The following is a 22,988-nucleotide window of genomic DNA, read 5'->3' on the forward strand; positions in this document are numbered from 1 at the left end:
TACATGTGTTTGGAGGGGTTACTATGCACGAAATGTCTCTTGTCGAGTCGGTGATAGAATCTCTACTTCAGCTCAAAGAACAATATGGTTGGGAACGCGTAGAAAAAGTAACCCTCCATGTCGGTGCGATGCGTCAGGTTATTCCTGATGTCATGATTTTTGCCTATCAGATAGCGACAGAACATACTCCCCTAGAAGGTTCCAAAATGGAAATAATCGAAGTACCAATGCATTTCCGATGTAAAAAATGTCTTAAAGAATGGGGAGAAGATCAAATGGACTTTGTCTGTCCCTTTTGTGGTGGTTTTGACGTAGATGTTTTATCTGGCATGGAGTTGGATATTGAGTCAGTGGAGGTGCAGGAGTGTCATGGCGAAAGTGTATAAAATTAAGCAATCGGTAATGGCAGCTGATGAAGAATATGCTCGTCGTATGCGTGAGGAAACTCTTCGTCGAGGGATTCTCGTTATCAATATTATAGGTTCACCTGGAGCAGGTAAAACCACTCTCCTTGAAGCTACCAAAAAGAAGGCTTCTTTTAGATTCGCTGTTATTGAAGGTGACATTGCTACGTCGAGAGATGCCGAACGCTTGGCAAAATTAGAAGTACCAGCTATTCAGATCAATACCCATGGCGGGTGTCATCTTGAAGCGAATTTGGTTAGTGAAGCATTTAAAGAGCTTCCTCTTGATAATCTTGACGTTATTTTTATAGAGAATGTGGGAAACCTTGTTTGTCCGGCAGAGTTTGATATAGGAGAAGACATGAAAGTGGCGGTGAGCAGTCTTCCTGAGGGTGCTGATAAACCCCTTAAATATCCTCATCTTTTTTCTGAAGCAAAGGCAGTGCTTCTGACGAAGATGGATTTGGTACCCTACATTCCTTTTGATATGGACTTATATAAAAATGATTTAAAGCATCTCAATCCTAATGTGAATTATATTGAGGTGGAAGCTTTGCAGGGTAAAGGGATAGATGAGTGGGTACGTTTAATCGAATCATGGATAAAGGAGAAACGTTCTGTATGACTGTAGCTGATTCTATATTAGATAAATTAAATCCTAGACAACAGGAGGCTGTACATTACTGTGATGGCCCCCTCTTAGTCTTAGCAGGAGCAGGAAGCGGTAAGACAAGAGTCTTAACCCATAAAATTGCTTATTTGATTGAAAAGGGATATGCGTCTCCATCTGGGATTTTAGCTGTAACGTTTACGAATAAAGCAGCTAGAGAGATGAAAGAGAGAGTCGAAGCCATTTCTGGAGAGAAGGCCTCGGCAATGCAGGTTAGCACCTTTCACTCTTTTGGCTTGCACTTCCTTTTTCGCAATAGTGACCAATTGGAATTTATTGGTTTGAAAAGGGGATTTGCTATTTTTGATCGCAACGATAGCCGAGCTCTTGTCAAGAAAGTGATGGAAGATCTGAAACTGGATCCTAAACAAATTGACCCAACGCACGTTCTTGATCGTATTTCGAAGGCAAAGACTGATGGTGACCCGAAAACCCTTGAACCTGTTGGGCTTGAAGGAATAGAACATGAAGTATATAGAAAATATAATGATGAACTTCGTCAACAGAATGCAGTAGATTTTGACGACCTTCTTATTTTGCCTCTTCATCTTCTAACAGCGGATCAGGATTTGTGCAAAAAGGAACAGGCCCGTTTGGAATGGGTTCTTGTTGATGAATACCAGGATGTTAATAAACCCCAATATCTGCTCTTACGCCGTTTAATCGGAACGTCAGGCCATATTATGGTTGTGGGTGATCCTGACCAATCCATATACGGTTGGCGTGGAGCCGATATGACAATGATTCTAAATTTTGAGAAAGACTTCCCCGCTGCAAAAGTTGTTGTTCTTGACCAGAACTATAGGTCTACAGGTAATATATTAAAAGCGGCAAATTCGGTCATTCTCAGCAATATCCGAAGAAAACAGAAGAATCTTTGGACTGCCAGAGATATGGGAGAAAAAATTTATGTGCTTCTCTCTCCTAACGAGTATAAAGAAGCGGATTTCATCGTATCAGAAATTAAAAAATTACATGATTTCCGAGGCTATAAATATGGAGACATGGCTGTTTTATATCGAATAAATGCAATGAGCCGTATTTATGAGCAAAAATGTATTGAAAAAGGAGTTCCTTATAGAGTAGTGCGAGGAACAGCTTTCTATGATCGTAAAGAAATTAAAGATGTAATATCCTTTATGCGGTTGGCTGTCAATCCTCTTGATGGAGCATCACTTTCGAGAATAGCAAACGTTCCTACACGTGGCCTGGGGAAGAAAAGTTTAGAAAAGCTTTCTTCTATATTGGCCTCCTTCCCAGCGATGGAAGCAGAGCAAGTATGGTCTGTTCTTTCTTCGGGGAAAGATTTAGATTTGACAGGTAAAGCTAAAACAGGCGCTATGGAGTTAGCTACACATATGGAAAACATCTTAAGAAAATCCGGATGTTTCCGCGATGTTCTTCTTTACATTCTTGATAGCATAGGGTATGAAGATCAATTAAAGAAAGATGACCCAGATGGTTGGGAAGAGCGAGTTGAGAATATCAGGGAATTAGGTTCGTTAATTTCTACTGGTGGAGATTTAGCTGAGGTCTTGGCGGAAGTAGCTCTTTTTACAGATTTTGAAACAACTGATATGGACGATATGGGGGCTGTTAATTTCCTTACGTTACATGCCGCGAAGGGATTGGAGTTTCCCGTAGTTTTTCTTGTCGGACTCGAAGAAGCTATTTTCCCTCACTTTAAATGTTTAGAAGATCAAGATAGTCTCGAAGAAGAACGACGCTTGTGCTATGTTGGTATGACACGGGCAGAAGAGAAATTATATATGACTGGAGCGCGAAGTCGGCGCCTTTTTGGAACCGTTTTCCGTAATGGCCTTTCCCGTTTTTTATGGGAGATTCCAGACGGGACCAAAAATGTTGATGATCGGGGCGAGGAGGAGATGTCCTATGCTAGTTTTGGGCGTGACAGGAGACGTTGGGGCTGGTAAGTCTACTGTAAGTCGAATCTGGAAAAGCCTTGGTGCAAGTATTATTGATGCAGACGTCTTGGCGCATGAAGCGTGGAAGGATTCCACTGTTTTAAGACGAGCAAGTGAGAGATGGGGAAGCCAGGTTCTTCTTTCTAACGGACAGATTAACCCTTCTGCTGTAGCATCAATTGTTTTTTCTGACTCCTCTGAATATGAATGGGTATGTTCTATGCTTCACCCTACAATTCGCATGGAAATGGAGCGACAAGTAACGTCTTTAAATGGATGGGTTGTTGCCGAAATACCGCTTCTTTTTGAAAACGGCGTTCCATGGTGGATTGACTTTACTGTCTATGTTACAGCTCCCCTTGAGCTGCGTCTTGCAAGAAATGAAGTTCGAGGCTGGACGAAAGAGGAGATAGAACGTCGAGAGCGGTTTCTTCGCAATGCTGATGAGAAAGCGGAAGAAGCCGATTTAGTTGTGAGAAACGATGTTTCTATTCATGATCTTGAGCAAAGTCTAAGCCGATATGCTGCTATGTTTAAAAAAATGGCAGCTTTTTGTGAAATCAGAGCATATTCTTCCCATGAACTTATTCTTCGTAAAGCGGCCATACGGCTAGGAGCATCAGGTCTCGTGTCAAGAATTGAAATCGAGCCTTTGACGAATGCTCTTGTGCAAGGCGGAACTCTTTCCATGGGCAAGCGGTATATGATGCGTGGCTATTCATGTGAATTTCATTGGCCTTCTCTCGAAAAAATGTTATATGAAGAAAGTATTGAAGACGCTGAATGTTACGCTCTTCGTCGGTTATCTCGACCTCTTAGAAATAATCTGGTGGAGGAAATTGTCGGGTGAAAATAATAACGAGTCATATGGGCAATGATTTTGATTCTATAGCGAGTATGGTTGCTGCGTCGAAGCTGTATCCTGATGCTGTTCTTTCTTTATCCGGATCAACCAGTAGAACTGTGCGCGACTTTTTAAGGAAATTCCCTCAACGTTGGCCCATCGTGACTCCCCGTAAAGTAAGAAAAGATGAGGTAACGCAGCTTATTGTTGTCGATACACGTTCCCGATCAAGAATTGGTCCCTTTGCCACACTTTTGGGTAGACATGACGTTTCAGTTCATGTATATGATCACCATCCTCCTTCATCAGATGATATTGATGGAGAATTAATGGTTATTGATCCTGTAGGTGCTACGAGCACTCTTCTTGTAGAAATTCTTTTACAGCGTCATATTCATATAACTCCCCATGAAGCGACTCTATTTGCCATGGGAATCTACGAAGATACGGGTGGTTTAACTTTCGGTGGTACAACTGTTAGAGATTTTACAGCTATATCGAATTTGAAAGAACTGGGCGCTGATTTAACGATTATCCCAGCTCATATTGAAATGAGTTTCTCAGCCTCTGAACGGAGAATATTGGATTTACTTATAGAAAATGCATGGGTTCGTTATATTAATGGAGCGCGGGTAGTTCTTTCTTATACCGCGTCTTCTGTATATGTTGATGGCCTTTCTCTTTTCGTTCACCGCTTGCGTGACTATTTCACGGCAGATATTGCATTAGCTGCTGTTCGGATGGAGAAGAGAACGTATGTTGTCGCGCGAAGCCATGAAAACATACTCGATGTATCAAAGTTTTTAGCCCATCTTGGCGGAGGAGGTCATCCTCAAGCTTCCTCTGTTACTCTACATAATGTTCGCCCTCTTTCCATTCTTGAAACGTTGGAAAAGAAATTGGAAGAATCAATCCAACCACGGCTCAAAGTTGAAGATATTATGACGAGTCCTGTTATGGCTGTTGAGCCTGATTCTTCTGTAAATGATGCTTACCGAACAATGATTCGTTATGGACATTCAGCACTCCCCGTTGTTTTTGCAGGGAGGGTCCGAGGTATTATTACTCGGAAAGACCTTGATAAAGCTCAGCTTCATGGTTTCGGATTAGCCCTTGTCAAAGAATTTATGACAGAGAGTGTTATTTCCGTAGCAAAAGAAGCCTCCATTTCAGAAGCTCATCGAATTCTTGTCTTTCATAACATAGGAAGACTTCCAGTGCTTGATGGGAAAGAGTTAGTAGGTATCATTACACGTACAGATCTCGTAAGAGCACTGTATCCAGAATCGCTCCCTCCTGAAGAGAGAAAAATTGCGCCGGAGCTTCCATGGTCTGACAATTTAGAACTTCTTTTGCAGAAGAAGTTGAAACCAAGGCAATTAGAAGTGCTTACCTATCTGGGAGAAAGAGCGGAAGCTCTTGGCATGAAAGCATATATCGTTGGAGGCATAGTGAGAGACCTCATGCTCGGTAGAGAAAGCCTTGATTTAGATGTTGTTGTTGAGGGTAATGCTGTCGATTTTTTAAAAAGTTTAAAACAGGAAGATTGTCACATATCAGTTCATGAACGTTATAAGACTGGGACTCTTGTTTTTGGAGATGGTGTAAAAGTAGATGTTGCTACAGCTAGACGTGAATTTTATGAATATCCACTTGCTCAGCCAAAAGTATCAAGCGACTCATTAAAACATGATCTTTATCGACGAGACTTTACTATTAATGCTATGGCAATTTCTATCACTCCTTCAACATGGGGAACTCTTGTCGATTATTTTGGCGGTCGGCGGGATTTGAAGAAGAAGACGCTCAAGGTTTTACACAATTTAAGTTTTGTAGAAGATTCTACGCGAGTTATACGTGGTATTCGCCTTGAACAACGCTTAAATTTCCATATAGAAGATAATACGTTAAGGCTTTTAACGAGTTGTTTGCGTGGTGGTTTGTTATCTCGATTATCTGGGTACCGCCTTCGTAGTGAACTAGAGTTGACAATGCAGGAAAAAAATCCCTATCCTGCATTAAAAAGAATGTCGGAATTATCGGTATGGGATATTCTTTTCCCAGGAATACGAATTGGTAAAACGACAATGAGAACCATTCGTCGTCTTTCGGCGTTTCTGGCTAGAATCTCAAGAGATTTTCCTGATTTTAAAGGGGACGAGTGGCTTGCTTTTCTTGCAGCACTAGCAATGGAATCTGACGAAACTATACAATCATCGGTATTAGATCGTTTAAGTCTTGCTCCAAGAGAACGGGAAATCATGGTACAATCCCTCGACGGACTTGGTGCAGCTGAGCAAGATCTCGGCGGTCGAATTCCGAAAAAGAATTCAGAGATTTACCACTATTTTTATGAAGTATCTCCAGTAACAGCGTTGTTCTGGAGCGCTGCAACGGAGCGATGGAGAGTACGACGGCGAATACTTTCTTTCTTAACGAAGCTCCATAAAACAAAGAGCTACTTGACTGGCCGTGACTTAATTCAAATGGGATATCGCGGAGGGCCGCAACTTGGACAAATTTTATCTCAGTTGAGAGATCGTTGTCTTGATGAAGAGCTAACGTCTCAAGAAGAGGAGCTCGCTTGGGTGCAACGCAACTTCCCCATTAAAGGAGTGTGAGAGTAACAATGCATTTTCCGTCTCTACCTGAATTATTATTGAGTCTTCCTGCCGTATTGTGGGCGATAACATTTCACGAGTTTTGCCATGGCTATATGGCTTACATATTAGGTGATCCTACAGCTGAAAGAGCAGGACGATTGACACTTAACCCCTTAGCACACTTAGATCCCGTTGGAGCAATAATGCTTCTGATTTTCCGTTTTGGCTGGGCCAAACCAGTTCCCATAGATTCTCGTTATTTCAAAAAACCGAGACGAGATCTCTTTCTTGTTTCTATTGCTGGAGTGGTGGGCAACTTGCTTACAGCGGCTTTGGTAGGAATACTTGTTCGTATCTTCCCTTCTTTCTTTTTGGGTAATCCGGCTCTTCGACTTTTTATGTTTCTCATGGTTGTAATCAACGTGGGATTGGCTGTCTTTAACTTAATCCCAATTCCGCCACTTGATGGTTCAAAAGTTCTTTACTCTATTATGCCTCCTCACTGGCTGGAAAAGTACTTCTGGCTGGAACGTTATGGGTTCATCATTCTTATGCTTTTGCTGGCTCTCGGTGTAATCCAAGCCGTAATGAACCCCATTGTATTTTTCCTGATTCGCTTGATATTGTAGTGATATTGATATGCAGAGTTGAGAGAGGATGAGTGATATTGAAGATACTTTTGACAAATGACGATGGTGTATTTGCGCCGGGTCTTGTAACGTTAGCTTCCTATCTTTCCAGTAAAGGATATACATGGACGGTTGTTGCTCCTGATAGAGAGAGAAGCAGTGTTGGACATGCCATTACTTTGACTCGCCCTCTTCGTTTATCAGAAATTAGCCAGGGGGTCTATCCCTCAGGTCAGAGGGTTTATGCTTGTGATGGTACTCCGTCTGATTGTGTTGTTTTAGGAGTCGAGGAAGTATCTCCTGAGGTCAACATGGTTATATCGGGAATAAACAATGGGCCTAATGTAGGAGATGATCTCACCTATTCAGGGACTGTTTCGGCAGCTATGGAAGGCGTTATTATGGGGCGCCCCTCAATTGCTGTCTCACTGAATTGCAGCAGTCGTGACGAAGTATGCCATTATGATACGGCAGCTATCGTTATAGGAAAAATTCTAGAAGTTCTAGAGAAGGAACCGCTAGATGAAGGTGTCTTGCTTAATGTAAATGTGCCTAATCTTCCTATCCCTCTTTTAAAAGGAGTACGTGTTACACGCAAAGGCGTGCGCCTTTATGAAGGAAAAGTTACACAACTGAGAGATCCCCATGGCCGAGTTTATTTTTGGGTATCAGGTCGTCCCGAAGATCAGCTTATTGAAGGTTGTGATGTTTGGGCTTTGGCGAACGGTTATGTGTCGATTACGCCTGTACATATGGATATGACTCATTATCCGTCGGTTGAACGTTATTCGAATAATGGACTTGAAAAAATAAACTTTTAGTCACTTTAAAAAAAATAGTTGACAAAGGTTCATTGTCGTGTATAATGCTTTCAATAAATAAAAAAAGCATTATACGGCAATGAAAGGGAAGAGTATTCCCTCCTCTTTTCGACAGAGAGAAAAGGTCACCGGCTGAGAGCCTTTTTAGTTAAACGGGGGAAGAATAGAGCCCTTGAGCTAACCTCGAAGAAAGACGAATAGTCAAGTAGAGGTAATGAAGTGAGTGAAAGAAACAAAATTTTATTTTTGGTCTTTCGCTAATATGGGTGGCACCGCGGGTATCAAGCCCGTCCCTGGTAATACTGGGGACGGGCTTGTTTTTTTAAGGATGAGTGAAAGGGGAGCTTTTGAAATGCTTGATAAGAAAAAGGTGGTACTTGCTTATAGTGGCGGTCTTGATACGTCTGTAGCAACTATGTGGCTCAAAGAAAAAGGATATGAAGTCATTACTATGACTGCTGATGTTGGACAGACTGTGGATTTGGAAGAAGCAAAACAGAAAGCACTTAAAAGTGGTGCATCTAAAGCGTATGTTATGGATTTAAAAGATGAATTTGTTAAAGAGTTTGTTTGGCCAGCTTTGAAGGCAAATGCTACGTACCAAGGAACGTATCCCCTTAACTCTGCACTTTCACGTCCTTTGATTGCCAAGGCTATGGCCATGGTGGCTAAAAAGGAGAATGCCGGAGCAGTAGCTCATGGATGTACAGGGAAAGGACAAGATCAGGTGCGTATAGAAGTATGCACTAACGCCTTGAACCCAGAACTTGACGTACTTGCTCCAGTTAGAGATTGGCACTTTAGCCGAGAAGCTGAAATGGAATATGCTCAGCAACACGGAATTCCTGTTAAGGCAACTACGGCATCTCCATACAGTATTGATGAAAATCTTTGGGGACGATCCATCGAATGTGGAATTTTAGAAGATCCATGGAATGAGCCACCTTCTGATGCATATACATTGACTGTAGATCCTTGGAACGCTCCTGACCATCAGGAATTTGTTGAAATAACTTTTGAAAAAGGAATACCGGTGGCGCTAAACGGAGAAAAAATGGATGGTCCCTCACTCATTCTTGCTCTAAATGCAATTGCTGGAAAACACGGCGTGGGTCGAATAGATATGGTAGAAGATCGTCTTGTAGGCTTTAAGAGTAGGGAAGTGTATGAATGTCCAGCAGCTATTACACTTATTGCGGCTCATAAAGCATTGGAAACACTAACTCTTGATAAAAAAGTGTTGGCAGCAAAGAAAGAACTGGAAGCTACATATGCAGAACTCACATATGAGGGATATTGGTATTCGCCTTTGAAGGAAGCTATAGATAGTTTTGTTGATACGACACAAGAATATGTAAATGGCGTTGTTAAAGTTCGCTTCTATAAAGGACAAGCCGTTGTTCGAGGCATGAAATCTGAGAGTTCTATATATCAACAGAATTTAGCGACATACTCAGAGGGAGACGCCTTCGATCACCAGGCCGCAGTTGGGTTCATCAAAATCTGGGGGCTTCCTTTAAAGACTTGGAAACAGGTACATAAGGATAAAGTGCCAGTTGAGATTTTTTGTTAACTATACATTACAAAAGTGTTGAGGGGAGAGATGATAATGAAAAAGGTAGTTTTAGGGTTGGTGGTTTTAGCGCTTATTGTAGGAATGATAGGAGTGCCGGCTTATGCTGCTTCAATTATGGACAAGGACACCATAATTGTAGGAACATCTGGTTCATATCCTCCTTTTGAGTTTCATGATAAAACAGGAGCTCTTGTAGGTTTTGATATTGACCTTGCTAATGAAGTTGGGAAACGCCTTGGGAAGAAAGTTGAATGGGTGGATATGGCTTTTGATGGAGTGATTCCTTCGCTGCTAACGGGAAAAATTAACATGATAGCTGCTGCTTTGAGTATTACTGAGGAGCGAAGCAAGAAGGTAGCATTTTCTACCCCATATATGGTGAGTTTGAGTGCTTTTGTTCTTCCTGTTGGTAGCGCTGAGATGAAGAGTCTTGAAGATTTTAAAGGGAAGACAATCGCTGTTCAGCTTGCTACAACGCAAGATGTGTTTGTTTCTGAAATTGAAGGTATAACGGTGAAACGGTTTCCAAAATTGAATGACGCTGTTCGAGAAGTGGCTCTGAAGAGGGCGGATGCTTCATTTATGGATGAGACTGTTGCTGAAACATATATTAACAGTGACGAATTTAAGGGGCAGCTTGAAAAATCCTTTACAGTAGAGCTTAAAGGAGCTAAACAGGCACTAGCTGTAAGCAAGGAAGATCCCGCTTTTCTTGATGCTGTAAATGGAGTTCTAAAAGAACTAGAAGAAGAAGGGTTTATTTCCGAGCTACATAAAAAGTGGAATACTAAAAAGAATTAGTTTTCTAAAAATTGTAAGAGTAAGAAATACTATAAAAGCACATTAGCCATATTGGTTGGTGTGCTTTTTTGTTTTGGCAGACTCTTTATTACGTTGTACAATATAAATTGATATCGTAGCTCTTACTTCATTAAGGAGGATGCTATAACAAATGACAGAACCTAAAAAATTGACTCCTCGCGGTAAGGTCCTCATTGCCTTAACAATTATAGTTATTTTTATTTTTGGCTTAACAGCTTTTCTAGGTCGAGAAAGTATCGGGACTCTATTTCAAGGTAAACTTAGATATTTTTGGGTCGTTATTCTTCTTGCTGTGGGCTATTTTTCTGCTCACGAGACAAAATAAAAGGTAGCATTTCGAGGTCTTCTTTATTAAGTAAATAGTACGAATTTAAAAGAGTATATTGTGGAAAGACTGAAAGTGAACTTCTAATAGCTTCCAACAGGGGGATTCCCTGACTTTCAGCATTTAAAACAATACCTGTACGGTTTTCATCATAATGCTCATTCAATACACGAACAAGAGAGTTTACTCTCTCTTGTTGTTCCAGATCAGGGGCATAGGGTTCTCTGACGATATACGGTATTTTGTTCTCCTTAGCTAAGAAAAGAAGGGACTGGCTATCAATTCCAGCTGTTTCTGCAAGGTGCTGAGAGCTAAGAGAATCAAGCATAATCAAGGCAACTTCTTTATTCTGGAACTGATCTTCTTTCATCAGCTCTTTTAAAAGTTGTGTATATATCTGAGTCAAAGTTTCTCTTCTTGTTTGAAGCAATGTTGTTTGATCTTCTTCACTAATATCCTTTCCAGGCAAAAAGAAAGAAGCGGGATCTTTCCTATGTATTTGTGCGTAGCTTTCTCTGAAGCTTGGATGCATAGGCGTAAAACGTGCGGGGTCGCCAATTCCTTCGTCGGGATGTTCAAAATATAGATCTGCAATATAGATACCATCCCAAGAAAAGGAATTGAGGTGTTTCTGCAAAAAACGGATGGTTTCTTTGAAGCAATTTGGGTCTTCAAGAGCCATAAGAGGTCGCCATTCAATGAAAGCATCGGAGAGCAAGGCTGTCTTTTCCCGCCACTCAGGGTATGTATTCCAAAACTCTTCCGAAACCAATGGAAGTTCAAGCCACGCTTCTATTGTCATATTTTGTTTGTGAGCTTCTTCAATAAATTTTTTTGTGAAGTCAACATAATCAGGCGAAGTGTACCAGGCACTTAAAATACATCGTGAAAAGCCTTCAGAAGCGATTTGCTTCGCAAAAGAAACAGGATCTCGATCATAGAAAAAGCCCCAGTCAATCATGATAGAAAGAGTAGATATATTTTTTTCAGGGGCGTGTTTTTCGGGCAAAATATTCCATTCATATTGCAAAAGGTCAAAGAAAAAGGGATACACTGTTCCGATGTCAATGGAAGCACCGAGAGGAAGCGCGCTGTAAACGCAGCGAACATTTTTATACTTAAATTCAACGCAAAGTGGTTCATTGAGAGCTGTCTCGGCCAATATGCGGCTTTGAGACGGGGCGCTAAATACTTCAAAAGGTAATGATGAAGGAAGTTCTACAACGTTTTTTCTTTTTCCTTGCCAAAGATAGAAAGGTACCAACCCTTTTTTTGATGACCAAGAGAGACCAATTGTTTGTGACAGCAGGCTAGGTGAGTCTGTTAAAAGTGTTGCAGATTGTTTAATTGTTCTTAGTAACTCTTCGATATCTTTCTGAGACATTTCTTGTGCACTTTCTCCTGGAACGATGACCAATGAAGCTTGTTGAGCAGTGCGAATGTCTGAAGACATTGTCGCTTTAAAACCATAATTGTTTAAAAGAGAAAGAAGAGAAGAGTCTGAGGTCTCTTTTGTTGTTAAGACAAAAATATCTGGATTTTGAGTTTCATTGGGTAAAGGGGAAGCATAGACCAATTTCGTTTGAGTAGCCAATATAAGGCATAAAAGAAACATGCAGAGCATTTTCTTCATATCATTCACCTCTAAAAGTTTACTTCTGTTCTAAAATGCCACATGTTGTTGTCGAGATAGTCTGCCTCAGCGTCCCCGTAATGAATATCGTCATAAAGTAGTTCAAAGAAGGCAGAAGGGGTAATATGGTAACGAACGCCGATAGACCAGTTTGTAGTGTCGTAATCATTTCCGCCTGTGTTCTCATAGCGTATATTGGCGTATCGCTGAAAGGTAGTCCATTTTTCAGAAATATCTTGAACAGTCTTTATAAAAAATACGTTTGTAGAAAACTCACCTAAGTGAGGGGTAACTTCGAAAGAGTATTTATTCCATGGCTGATGGTCTGTCTTAAAGTTTTTGTCGAAATGTGCGTATTCAATCCAGAGGTTTGTCAATTTTAATTGTTCTTGTTTTATGTCAAGAATAGCCTTCCATGCCTGAGGAGATTGATCGTCTGGATAGGCCCATTTCTCAAGATCCTCAACGTACCAAGCTCCCCTAAAAAAGGTGTTGAAATTCAGGGCATATTCGAAATCGAGCCATGCGACTTTCCAGTCAGAAATATCGGGGTTTGTTCTTGAATCATTAAAATAATCGTGATAGAGGCCGTTAATAGCTAGGCGGAAGCGCTCATCAAAGCGATGTGTCCATCTAATGCCGTAAAGACTTTGTTCTTCTTCAGATGTTACTTTGTCATCATGTGCTACAAAGAGAACAAATTGCCCTAATGGCAGATTTTTCGTCAGGTAATATCCAGTATGAATAGTATCTCCCATAAAAGCATCTGCATCTGTATAAATTTGGGATTCGGCTTCCCAATCGTAGTACCAACGTCCAGTCCTTAATGCGAAATCTCGGGGAAGCGTAAGATCAATCCAATAATAATCCCATTTTAAATTTTCCTTGTAATTGGGGTCATTACTATCATAGTGACCTAATCGTCCTACAAATGTTGTTTTGCTGTCGATAATTTTAGAAAACCAGAGATAAAAATCAGCAGGACGAAAATCATGGGTTCCTATTCCTGGCCCCATGTCTTCCTTAAATCGTCTACCGTCAAATTGAAAGGTTCCCCAAAATCTCCAATTTCCAATGTTTTCTTCTAATGTAGTTATCCTTTTGTCTAGAAGGTCGGTTTTAGAAGGAATAGCCGTAAGCTCATATTGGAATTCGCGTAACAGCTTTTTTAAAGCGATCACTTGGGCAACATCGATTTTTTCGATATCGACATGGTCAATGGTTTTAGCTAACATTTCTGCAACTTCATAACGTCTAAGCAATATGTCTCCCCGTAGGGAATGGTCAGGATAGCCTTTTATAATTCCTGCAGAAGCAAGTTGATGAATGGCATCATATGCCCAATGGCCTTCTGGTAAGTCTGTAAAAGGGGATTGTGCTTCTGAGGGAGAATACCCCCAGAAGCAAAGAAAAACAATTAACGTTATATATATTTTCTTTTTGTGGTTGCAAAGCATAGAAATAATTGTCATTTTTATCTCCTATACATCCCCCAGAAATATCCCTTACATGCTCTTATTTCCGTCGTATTCGCGCAAAGAGAGTAATGAGGAGTATTGACATTATGGCTACTGCTACAAGAGTAAAGATTCCAAGATAGTTTCGATCAGACGAGAAGAGAAGGAGTACCTTTTGCCAGAAAGAAAGAGTAGGCTTTTCTTCTATTTTTTCCTCGGTTATAGAGGTGAAGAAAGGAATTGCATCACCAATGGGGGATATAAATGCAACGTCCCCATCGATATTCCAATCTAAAAGGGCCTGTCTGAAAGATACAGTTGTAGGCATTCTATGATTCCATGTGGAAATAAATTGAATACCTCCATTTTGTTTAGTTAATGAAAGAAGTGCACTTTGGTTTGCAAATGCAGGAAGCACTGGAATTTTCTCACCAGAGAGAATTTCTTCTTTTTCCGGATCGTACCCAACAGGAAGAGGAACGCCTTTTTCATGCAATGTCGCTACAGAAACAAGCAGCACCTGATTCTCTTCATTGTTTCCTGCTGTCCATTCGTCAAATGATTTGATATGAAATACTACTTTCCACGGCAATGTTCTTTGCCATGCAGAAAGAATAACAGAAAGCGCAGAAAGCTCTTTGCCTGTGGGTTCTTTTTCTGTGTAGATAGTTAGCTCTCTTTTCCCGTCTAATAGGTAAGGCATGTTGGAAAGTCGTGCTGTCAAAGGTACGATGTCGTGAGGAATATGTAGATACGAGTTTCTATCGATAGTTAGCCATGCACTCTCCATAAAGCGTTTTGTGCAATCTGGAATGTCTATATCAAGATAACTTTTCAACTGGAAAGAGATGAAACCATTATTCAATCTCTCTGCCGGAATCGGAACAGATAGACGCCCGTCATTTGCATTTTCAGGAGTAAGAGCGACTCCTTTCATTGGAACATTGTTTACATCAACTTCAAGAGCTGATTTTTTTCCTTCCAGATTTGGGGCGTGGCGGAACATAAGAACTAGAATAGGGTTCCCCTTAATTTTCCAGTTAGGTGGAATCTGATAATTTACTGTCTCTTGATGTTGTAAAATTCCACGAAATACAACATCGCTTCGTCCTATATCGACTAGACTGACATCTGCAACGTCACGAGGAACGTCTATTGTCTTGGGAAGAGGTAATGACGTTGGAATGGCCGATGCGGAGGCAAGCATTTGTTTGCGTGTTTCAGGTGTTAACAATGCTTGTACGGCGAAGCAAAGATCTTCTCCATTCCCAGCTGTAATAAGCATACGTCCGAAGGCTTCTTTATTCAAAAATACAGAGGCAAAAACATTCCCCTTTTCAAGTTTTTGGGTTGAATCGAATGTATTTAACAGCTCTTGTGTGAAACGGTCTTCATTTCCTAAATATAAAATGTGATGTTTCATTGCGATATCTCGAGTTACATCACTCATTGTTACTATTAAGGGGTAAAAATCCTTAAAAGGCACATTGTGAGTGAAACTTGAGATAAGGTCTACAGCTGCTTGAATTTCAAGACTTGATGGCGCATCTGGAAGAACAATAAGGGTATTGTCCGTCTGATAGTTTTCTGGTTCAAAGAAAGGAGCCGGGAATTGATTAAGGGCTAATTCTACAGACGGTACATATTTAAGATGAACCAGGCTTTCTCTATGAATTCGCAGCCAGTTTCCTGGGTTATTTACATTTGAGCATCTATCTTGATTAGAGTGCAGCATAGCATCTATTGTAAGCGAATTGACTCCCTCTACCATGCTATCGGGATCGAGAGGAATTTTTGAGATCCCTTTCCATTGGTTAATATCTTTCATACGTAATGTTGTAGTTCTACGTCCGTTAAGTGTTACAGTAAGACTGGAAATATCTGTATCGAGTATTTCAGAGTGGCTTGTAATAAGCTCCAGATATGATCCTTCCAGAGCTTTCCAGTTTGCAGGGAGGTTGAAGTAAAGGGTTGTTCCGCTGAAGATTATGTGCATGGGAATGTCTTCTACTGCTAAAACAGTATTAAGACTCTCTCCAGGAGGAAGTACTATTCCAGTATGGTGCTGGAGTACGTGGTTAGCTACTATTGAATCTTTATCAACGGCTTCATCAGTTATTGAAACTGCTTTTTTTTCTGCTTCGCCTACCTCTGCTATGGGTTGTTTGGGAGGCGTATAGTCTATTTTTCGAATATCTACAACAATGCGATCTGGATTCTTAAGGATATAGTGATTTACAGAAAGATTTCGCTCCAAAAGAAAAACCGTAGCTTTGGTTTCTCCAGCTGTTCCTTGAACAGAGAAGGAACGGGCCGGGGAGGGCAGCTGACCAGTGAAGGGGCGATAAAGTCCATCTGCTATTGTAAGAGTAATCTGATTAGCATTCTGTGTAAAAGAATACGAAGCTGGTCTGTTCATATCAATGACGAGGCGAATACCTCCTGTATGAATTCCCCAACGGACGTTTGTTATTTCTGCTTTCGCTTGTGGCGTTAAAACGAATAAAAATACCAATATGAAGCATATAAAAGTTGTTATTCGTTTCATGTTTATCCCGTCCTTTCAGTCTTGTGCCAGAAGGTTTCTTCTTTTTTAAATATTTTTATTAATGGGTGGAACAAGGCATTGAACATTACTAAAAGCCAAAGTTGCGTATAAGAAAAATACATTAAAAATCCTAAAAAGATGTTTTTGAGACGATCTTCTCCTGGTTCCGCCGTAAGTGTTATTGAAAGCTCTACAACAAATAGAAGAGTGGAAAGAGCCCATAGTGCATTGAATGGACCTTGTAGATTAATTCGGCTCAAACCAGAGATTCCCAAAATAAAGATGCATAAAGAAGCCGTGAGACTCGTTAAGAAAAGAAAGTAGATCATAAAGAGATAAAGCATATCGAAAAAAAGTTTCCATTGGCCTTCAAACAAAAGAGGAAAGAAGTATTTTTTCAGAACATAAATATTTCCTCGTGCCCATCGGGTTCTTTGTTTAAACCACACTCTCCACAACGATGGTTCTTCTTCCCATGTTATAGCGTAAGGAACCATTTTTATTGCTTTTTTACGAAGATAGATACGTATAGAAAGTTCCGTATCTTCAGTAAGAGCTCGTTCATCCCAGCCTCCAAGAGACTGTATAAGATCTTTCCATATTACAAAGTTTGTTCCTGGAATTGTAGCGAGTTTATATAATTTCCAACGCCCTGCTTGAGTCGTCCATTGAAAGAAAATGGTTTCAAGATTGATAAAGCGTGTTAATAAATTACGATCTTTATTCCGCGTACGAAATTTACCGATAACAGCACCGAGACGTGCTCTATCTTCTATGAGATTGCGCACAAGGTAGAGAAGAGCATTTTTCTCAGGAGTATTGTCAGCATCGTAAACGGCGATAACTTCTCCCTGTGCGACCTCTAATCCATAATTTAAAACGGCCGATTTCCCTTTTTTACCTCTGTCTTCAGGAACATCAACGACTTCCACATAAGGGCCAATGCTCCGCGCGGCTTTTCTGGCTACTTCGCCTGTTCTGTCTGTGGAGTTATCGTTTAGGCAAATAATTTCGAGCAAATGTTTAGGATACTCAAGTCGTCCTATAGCTATAAGTGTTTTTTCTATAACAAGTTCTTCATTATGTGCTGGAATAAGTATAGAGACATAAGGTAGGTTTTCTGCTGTTGTTGAATCGAAGTGCCATTTTTCTCGTTCTGCGTGCACAGAATATTTGTAGCCGCTAAATGACAGCACGGCATGGTAAAGAAGCATTGTCCATATAACGATAAGACTGAACAGAAAAACGCCGTCTATTAGTGTCATTTAAAAAGATCCTTTCTTCGCCGTCTGGTAAGGCGAACATACACAAAAAGTAAGATGAAAGCGGTTATCCCTCCTGCTATAAGAGGGAACCATGCCCAAAGCATTTTTTGTGAATCAGAAGGAGGAACAGGCCATAAATCTGGCACCTCTTTAGGAGTATATAAAAGTTTGGCTCCCATGGTTCCTGTATCGACAAAACTGTATCCCATATTTCTAATAAAAGGTATAAGTTCCTTTAAATACTCATCGCCCGCTAAATAAGGATGATAAAAGAAGCAGATAAAGGGATCGCGCACGATAGATGTAATAATACGCACCTTTTCCTCAATAGTTTTCAATGAAAGAAGCTGGGTTCCTGAAGCTATATATCCAACTTGTTCTGGCAGAACGCTAAGCCCTGACACTGTTTTCCTTATAATATAGGGAAAAGATTGTGTTGTTTGATATGTTTTATTGTTAACCATAAGCTCTCCAGCAATAGTGTTAAAGTAATTTATTAACTCTTCTTGCAATGAAAGAGGAAAGTTATAGTGAGGTGCTTCGAAGTAATTTGGCTGTAACCCTGCCTGATGAAATATCCAAAGTCCGTATTGCATGCGTTCGTGAAAGTATTTTCTTTCATTGGGTATAGGACGATCTACAGATATATCCCAAAATTCTGAGCCTTCTCCAGATATCCACTTATATTGGTGTGATGTCCCATGCATAATTATCGTTCCGCCATGCTCAACAGCATACTTTAATGTTTCTAAAAACGGTTTATTATCAACAAGCCGTATTGCATATTTAGATTCTGGAGTTACAAAAACAGGATAAACCGCCATGGCAAAGGGAACAGAGTTTGATGCGAGGTAATCTATAGTTTGTCGTAATTTTTTTAAGCTTTCTCTAGAATATGATGGATTTAAATCTTCAAGACGAACCATTGCCTTCTTTACGTGAGCATGAGGAATCCCCAAAACGTCATGTAAAAGATCAGCAAATATAAGATAGCTTATTCCGGACGTAGCTACGCCTTGAAAAATCCATGTATTCCCTTTACGTGCAACATAGGGTATAAGCTGCTCTCCGTCATCAAGCGTTGAAAGTACTTTCCATTCATCTCCCAATTGAAGAGGATACATGCGAAATAACGTTTCTCTGAAACGTATATCCTTATACGTTATATGTGTCGTTGTTATTGGAGTAGTACTCGTTCCAAGCCAACGATGTGTTCCAACATAACAGGTTGTTTTCTCTCTTGAGCTAAGAACATTTTGAATTTCGATTGATGGAGAATTTGAGTCTATGCTCGATACATAAAAGATGACATCAGGTTCGAGTAATGTCTTTGCTGTTGTTTTTTGTAGCGTATTCATTGTTATATTTATGTATTCAAAATGGCCTAATAAGTTGGCAACAAACATAGCACTATCTCTTTCAGGTTCGTCATAAAGAACAGTAACCTGATAAGGCGCCCCATAAAGGGGGAAAGCAAAAAATAGAAAAATCATACATCCCATTAAAAGAAGCAATATATATTTTTTCATACTTTTATTAATTTCATTTTTTAATGATGACTATACTCGTACTCTTTACGTGCTAATGTCATTAAAGAGACATACTCTTGACTATCTGCCGGACAAACAGCACTTCCTGTTTGTGGTGTCAATCGAATACGCCTAAAGTCATTTTCTCCCAGTGCGATATCTACATATTGTAATTTTTGCCGAATACGTTCTGCGAAAATATCAGTTCCTTCTCTTTCAGTATTAGGCAGCAAAAAGGCGAATTCTGCTTCATCTATTCGGGCAAGAAGATCTTCTGTTCTTTTACTAGACTTCAATATTTGAGCAACGTTACGTATAACGAGTCCTTTTGCTCTTTCTCCGTGCACATCTGTTAATTCTTTTAGAAAGGCGACTTTAATAAGCAGAATAGAGAAGTATCCCCCATATCTTTTTTGTCTGGCCAACTCTTCATTCATACGGAAGGCAAAACGTTTTGATGTTTCAAGACCGGTTTGTTCATCAATGACTACAAGAGAATCAATTTGTGTAGAGAGAATTGTCAGCCGTTCAGTTATATCTGAAATAATTTTCTCTAAGCCACCACCCACATATCCACTAAAGGGAACGATAAGAAGCCAAAAGAGACGAGAAGCATCAACAGGTGTTTGATTCTGCCTCCATAAGGCAAAACCAACCTTAAAACTCCCATAAAGGAAGAGGATGACAAGAGAAAATATGAGCGAGGTGGTACTGCCACAGATCGATCCGATGAAAAGAGCAGTTGCTGCAAGGAGAGTCATGACATAATCTTCAAAGGGGATGGCATAGTTGATGAAAAACCACGTCATTACGACAGAAAAACCAATAAAGATCGCAAACGCAAAGAGCAGTAAACGCTTCTTGTATATCTGGGTTTGCCCTGTCAAGGGATATCCCCCCTTATATTTTAAAAAATATTCTTAACATATTATTAAATTATTTTACATGGATATTTTTACTTTGTAAAGCAATTCCCTGGCTATGAGAGCAATAAGGTTATCAAAAGCCCAGACAGTTTGCGTTTTGTCTTCTTGTTCGTATCCTAAGAGACCTTTATATTTGCCTTCATCAATAATGAAATCGCTCAATTTAGAATATGCTTTTTCGGCAGCTTCATCAAAACCGCAGTCTTTAAAAAAAAGAGAGGCAAGGGCATAAACAGTAATATTTTCATTGCCGCTTTTATCTGTAATTTTCCCAGTGGAGAGAAGTTCGATAGCGTATTTTCTCCCATATGATGTAGGAATTATTCCAATTGACGATAAGAAGTGTAGGTGAAGCATTGTATTTATGAGGTTTTCCTCATTATAAGTAAATTCTTTTTTTTCAAAGGAATATCCCCACGCATTTTTCTCTTCAAGAAAAAGCCCTGTTATGACGAAACCAGATGTTTTGACAAGTATAGGAAGCCAATTTTCATCACGTTTTGCTAGCATCTTCATAGCGCGCAAATCTGCGTATGAGAGAGTCAATTCACTTGTATTTTTAGTGATTGCAAGAGGTTTAAACCAGGATTGTTTCCATGAAGCTCCGTCGAGTAAGGTGTCATTTTCTGTGTTGTATATTCGTATTTTTTCAGCCAAAGTTATAAGAGGTTTTTTAAAGTTTTCTTTTGGCCATAGTTCATCTGCAAGAAGCAGGGCGTAACATGTTCGGAGGTCATCTATACTTGCGTTTGATGTCGCTTTCTTTCCTGTAGATGAGAGTTCCCACGCCAGAAGTCCACTGGGAGAAACGAAATATTTCTGCATAAGCGAAACTTGTGTTTTAAATCGTTTCAGGTCTCCACGCAGAGCAGCAAGTTCCATTTCAAGGGAATGAGTTTCTGAAAGAAAGGTTTTCTTGTCGTTGCGCGTATAGAGAAGCCCATTAGGGGCGCGAAGAACACGTTCCAGGCCTATTTCAACAGCAGGCCCCCAGTCGGGTGATGGCAGCACAATATTATTTGCATAGGCTGGATTACATAAAAACATAGAAAGGCATATACAATTCAAGATTAACATTTTAAGTCTTTTCATAGGGGTTCTCACCTTATAAAAAAGATTTAGAAATAACCATTGATCATATCATAACTCAGGAGAAGAACTCCTGAGTTATGATATGTCTTTATATGTATTCTAAACTAATTTTCTGCGAATGCATCTGAAGGGGCAACTGGCAAATCAACAATACTTTCTCTGCCCTGTTGGATTTTTTGTGCTTCCTCTTTCATATATAAAGAAAGCTTATTTTTTACGTGGTCATCTTGGCGGGCTAAAATGCGAATAGCCATGAGAGAAGCATTTTTAGCGCCATCTATTCCAGTCGCTGCTACAGGTACACCAGGAGGCATTTGGGCTATGGAAAGAAGGGCATCTAATCCGCCTAGGGTTCCAGCTGAGATAGGAACACCTATAACTGGCAGAAGCGTATGGGCAGCAAGTACTCCAGGGAGCGCTGCTGATAATCCAGCCATAGCAATAAGAACCTCAATACCTCTTTTTTCTGCCAGAGATGCGTATTTTGCAGCATCTTCAGGCGTTCTGTGAGCAGAAGCGATGGTTACTTCAAAGGGAATTTCAAATTGTTTAAGGATGTCTGCCGCTTTATGGGCTGCAGGCAGATCTGATTTCGATCCTAACATAATTCCAACGCGGGGTGTTTGCGCATTCATGCTGATCACTCCTCGTCTGGCTTTAGCCGTTATATCGTTACGATAATGGGCTCCTTCGAAATGTATCTTGGCAACACTGTCATACGACCGTTTCAAAGCCTCATCTAAAGTATCACCAATACCTATTACATTCAGAACTCTTCCTCCAGCAGTAACTATTTCTCCTTTTTCGTTCAGAGCTGTTCCAGCATGGAAGACCATAACGTTATCTGTCTTGGCGACCTTATCCAGCCCCGTTATGGGTAGGCCTTTTGTGTATGGACCAGGATAGCCGCCTGAAGACATGACAACATCAACAGCCCACTTTGCAGAAACTATTTCAGGCAATGTATCAAGTTCTTCATTGCAAGAGGCATTTATAAGCTCTGCGAAATCTACGCTAAGAAGCGGTAAAATGACTTCCGCTTCAGGATCACCGAAACGAACGTTGTATTCTACAACCCGAGGAGATCCATTATTATCTATCATAAGCCCAAAATAGAGAATACCGCAGAACGGAATTTTTTCAGATTGAAGCCCCTTAAAGGTAGGAAGAATGATCTTTTCTTCAATTTTCTGAAGCAATTCTTTTCCCACCCATGGTACTGGAGAATACGCACCCATTCCGCCGGTATTGGGACCTTCATCGTTATCAAAGACCCTTTTATGGTCCTGGCTGCAAGGCAGAATGCGGTAACTTTTCCCATCGCTGATACAAAGTACCGTTAATTCAAGGCCGGGCATAAAGTCTTCTACAACGATCTTTTCTCCTGATACTCCAAGTTCTTTTTTCACAAGGAGATTGGAGACTGTTGTCAAAGCATCCTCTTTTGTCTTTAAGACAAATGCGCCCTTACCTGCTGCCAGACCATCTGCTTTAACAACAAATGGGGCAGTGCGTTTATCCAGGGCTTTCTGGGCTTCTTCTACAGTAGTACAAACATCAAAAGGTGCTGTAGGAATAGCGTTGCGCAACATGAACTGTTTAGCAAAGATTTTGCTTCCTTCCAGTTGAGCACCTTTAGAACCGGGACCAAAGACGGTAAATCCATTTTCTCTTAAAACATCTGCGGCCCCATTGACCAACGGAACCTCGGGGCCAATGATGATCACATCAGGATGAAGTGAATTTGCTAAAGAGAGCAGGTCATTGTTATTTGACACGTCAACTTTATGCAAGGTGGCAAGATTTGACATCCCTGCATTTCCTGGAGCGACGTGTATCGTCTCTACATGTTGCGATTGTGATAGAGCCCACACAAGAGCATGTTCCCGGCCGCCACTTCCTATAACGAGAAAGTTCAT

The 22,988-nt window shown here is 40.5% G+C and carries 18 protein-coding genes; 10 read left to right on the forward strand and 8 right to left on the reverse strand.

What is annotated here, in order from left to right; translation table 11 throughout:
- Window positions 1-23: 23 nt before the first annotated feature.
- From hypA to RBH88_RS04510, 10 genes are all read left to right on the forward strand, one after another.
- Window positions 24-386 carry a hydrogenase maturation nickel metallochaperone HypA gene (gene hypA / locus RBH88_RS04465; RefSeq protein ID WP_213691464.1) on the forward strand — a complete coding sequence of 121 codons (363 nt, stop codon included), beginning with the start codon at window positions 24-26 and terminating at the stop codon, window positions 384-386.
- The gene (hypB, locus tag RBH88_RS04470) at window positions 370-1,029 is read left to right on the forward strand and encodes a hydrogenase nickel incorporation protein HypB (protein WP_213691465.1); all 660 of its coding nucleotides are present in this window, start codon (window positions 370-372) and stop codon (window positions 1,027-1,029) included. Before hypA ends, hypB begins: the two co-directional genes overlap by 17 nt.
- On the forward strand, window positions 1,026-3,008 hold the full coding sequence (locus RBH88_RS04475; protein ID WP_307880002.1) for an ATP-dependent helicase: 1,983 nt from the start codon (window positions 1,026-1,028) through the stop codon (window positions 3,006-3,008). Before hypB ends, RBH88_RS04475 begins: the two co-directional genes overlap by 4 nt.
- Window positions 2,968-3,849 carry a dephospho-CoA kinase gene (coaE, locus tag RBH88_RS04480; RefSeq protein ID WP_307880003.1) on the forward strand — a complete coding sequence of 294 codons (882 nt, stop codon included), beginning with the start codon at window positions 2,968-2,970 and terminating at the stop codon, window positions 3,847-3,849. The genes RBH88_RS04475 and coaE overlap by 41 nt, the downstream gene beginning before the upstream one ends.
- Window positions 3,846-6,464 carry a CBS domain-containing protein gene (locus tag RBH88_RS04485; RefSeq protein ID WP_213701056.1) on the forward strand — a complete coding sequence of 873 codons (2,619 nt, stop codon included), beginning with the start codon at window positions 3,846-3,848 and terminating at the stop codon, window positions 6,462-6,464. Before coaE ends, RBH88_RS04485 begins: the two co-directional genes overlap by 4 nt.
- A gap of 8 nt (window positions 6,465-6,472) precedes the next feature.
- Complete coding sequence (locus tag RBH88_RS04490; RefSeq protein WP_213691469.1) at window positions 6,473-7,075, forward strand: site-2 protease family protein; 603 nt, start codon at window positions 6,473-6,475, stop codon at window positions 7,073-7,075.
- A 32-nt stretch (window positions 7,076-7,107) separates the two neighbouring features.
- Entirely contained in the window at window positions 7,108-7,896 is a 789-nt protein-coding gene (surE, locus tag RBH88_RS04495; RefSeq protein WP_307880004.1) for a 5'/3'-nucleotidase SurE, read from the forward strand.
- 352 nt (window positions 7,897-8,248) lie between these two features.
- Window positions 8,249-9,469 carry an argininosuccinate synthase gene (locus RBH88_RS04500; protein ID WP_213691471.1) on the forward strand — a complete coding sequence of 407 codons (1,221 nt, stop codon included), beginning with the start codon at window positions 8,249-8,251 and terminating at the stop codon, window positions 9,467-9,469.
- A gap of 36 nt (window positions 9,470-9,505) precedes the next feature.
- Complete coding sequence (locus tag RBH88_RS04505; protein WP_213691472.1) at window positions 9,506-10,273, forward strand: transporter substrate-binding domain-containing protein; 768 nt, start codon at window positions 9,506-9,508, stop codon at window positions 10,271-10,273.
- A gap of 151 nt (window positions 10,274-10,424) precedes the next feature.
- On the forward strand, window positions 10,425-10,619 hold the full coding sequence (locus RBH88_RS04510) for a hypothetical protein (protein WP_213695220.1): 195 nt from the start codon (window positions 10,425-10,427) through the stop codon (window positions 10,617-10,619).
- Here the strand turns inward: RBH88_RS04510 and RBH88_RS04515 are convergent.
- The 8 genes from RBH88_RS04515 to purD form a co-directional block, all read right to left on the reverse strand.
- On the reverse strand, window positions 10,573-12,252 hold the full coding sequence (locus RBH88_RS04515; protein WP_307880005.1) for a hypothetical protein: 1,680 nt from the start codon (window positions 12,250-12,252) through the stop codon (window positions 10,573-10,575). The two genes, RBH88_RS04510 and RBH88_RS04515, sit on opposite strands and share 47 nt — an antisense overlap.
- An 11-nt stretch (window positions 12,253-12,263) precedes the next feature.
- Complete coding sequence (locus tag RBH88_RS04520; protein WP_307880006.1) at window positions 12,264-13,724, reverse strand: S-layer homology domain-containing protein; 1,461 nt, start codon at window positions 13,722-13,724, stop codon at window positions 12,264-12,266.
- Between the two features lie 43 nt (window positions 13,725-13,767).
- A complete protein-coding gene (locus tag RBH88_RS04525; protein WP_307880007.1) occupies window positions 13,768-16,257 on the reverse strand; it encodes a cellulose biosynthesis cyclic di-GMP-binding regulatory protein BcsB in 2,490 nt (829 codons plus the stop codon).
- A gap of 2 nt (window positions 16,258-16,259) precedes the next feature.
- On the reverse strand, window positions 16,260-17,522 hold the full coding sequence (locus tag RBH88_RS04530) for a glycosyltransferase family 2 protein (RefSeq protein ID WP_213690558.1): 1,263 nt from the start codon (window positions 17,520-17,522) through the stop codon (window positions 16,260-16,262).
- Window positions 17,519-19,015 (reverse strand): DUF2334 domain-containing protein, encoded by a 1,497-nt coding sequence (locus RBH88_RS04535; RefSeq protein ID WP_307880008.1) that lies wholly within the window; start codon window positions 19,013-19,015, stop codon window positions 17,519-17,521. The genes RBH88_RS04530 and RBH88_RS04535 overlap by 4 nt, the downstream gene beginning before the upstream one ends.
- 56 nt (window positions 19,016-19,071) lie before the next feature.
- Window positions 19,072-19,938 (reverse strand): GGDEF domain-containing protein, encoded by an 867-nt coding sequence (locus RBH88_RS04540; RefSeq protein ID WP_213701061.1) that lies wholly within the window; start codon window positions 19,936-19,938, stop codon window positions 19,072-19,074.
- Window positions 19,939-19,992: 54 nt separating this feature from the next.
- Window positions 19,993-21,069 carry a hypothetical protein gene (locus tag RBH88_RS04545; protein WP_273312740.1) on the reverse strand — a complete coding sequence of 359 codons (1,077 nt, stop codon included), beginning with the start codon at window positions 21,067-21,069 and terminating at the stop codon, window positions 19,993-19,995.
- Window positions 21,070-21,173: 104 nt separating this feature from the next.
- Entirely contained in the window at window positions 21,174-22,988 is a 1,815-nt protein-coding gene (gene purD, locus RBH88_RS04550) for a phosphoribosylamine--glycine ligase (protein ID WP_307880009.1), read from the reverse strand.

This window comes from Aminobacterium sp. MB27-C1 (assembly GCF_030908405.1).
Taxonomy (GTDB): Bacteria; Synergistota; Synergistia; order Synergistales; family Aminobacteriaceae; genus Aminobacterium.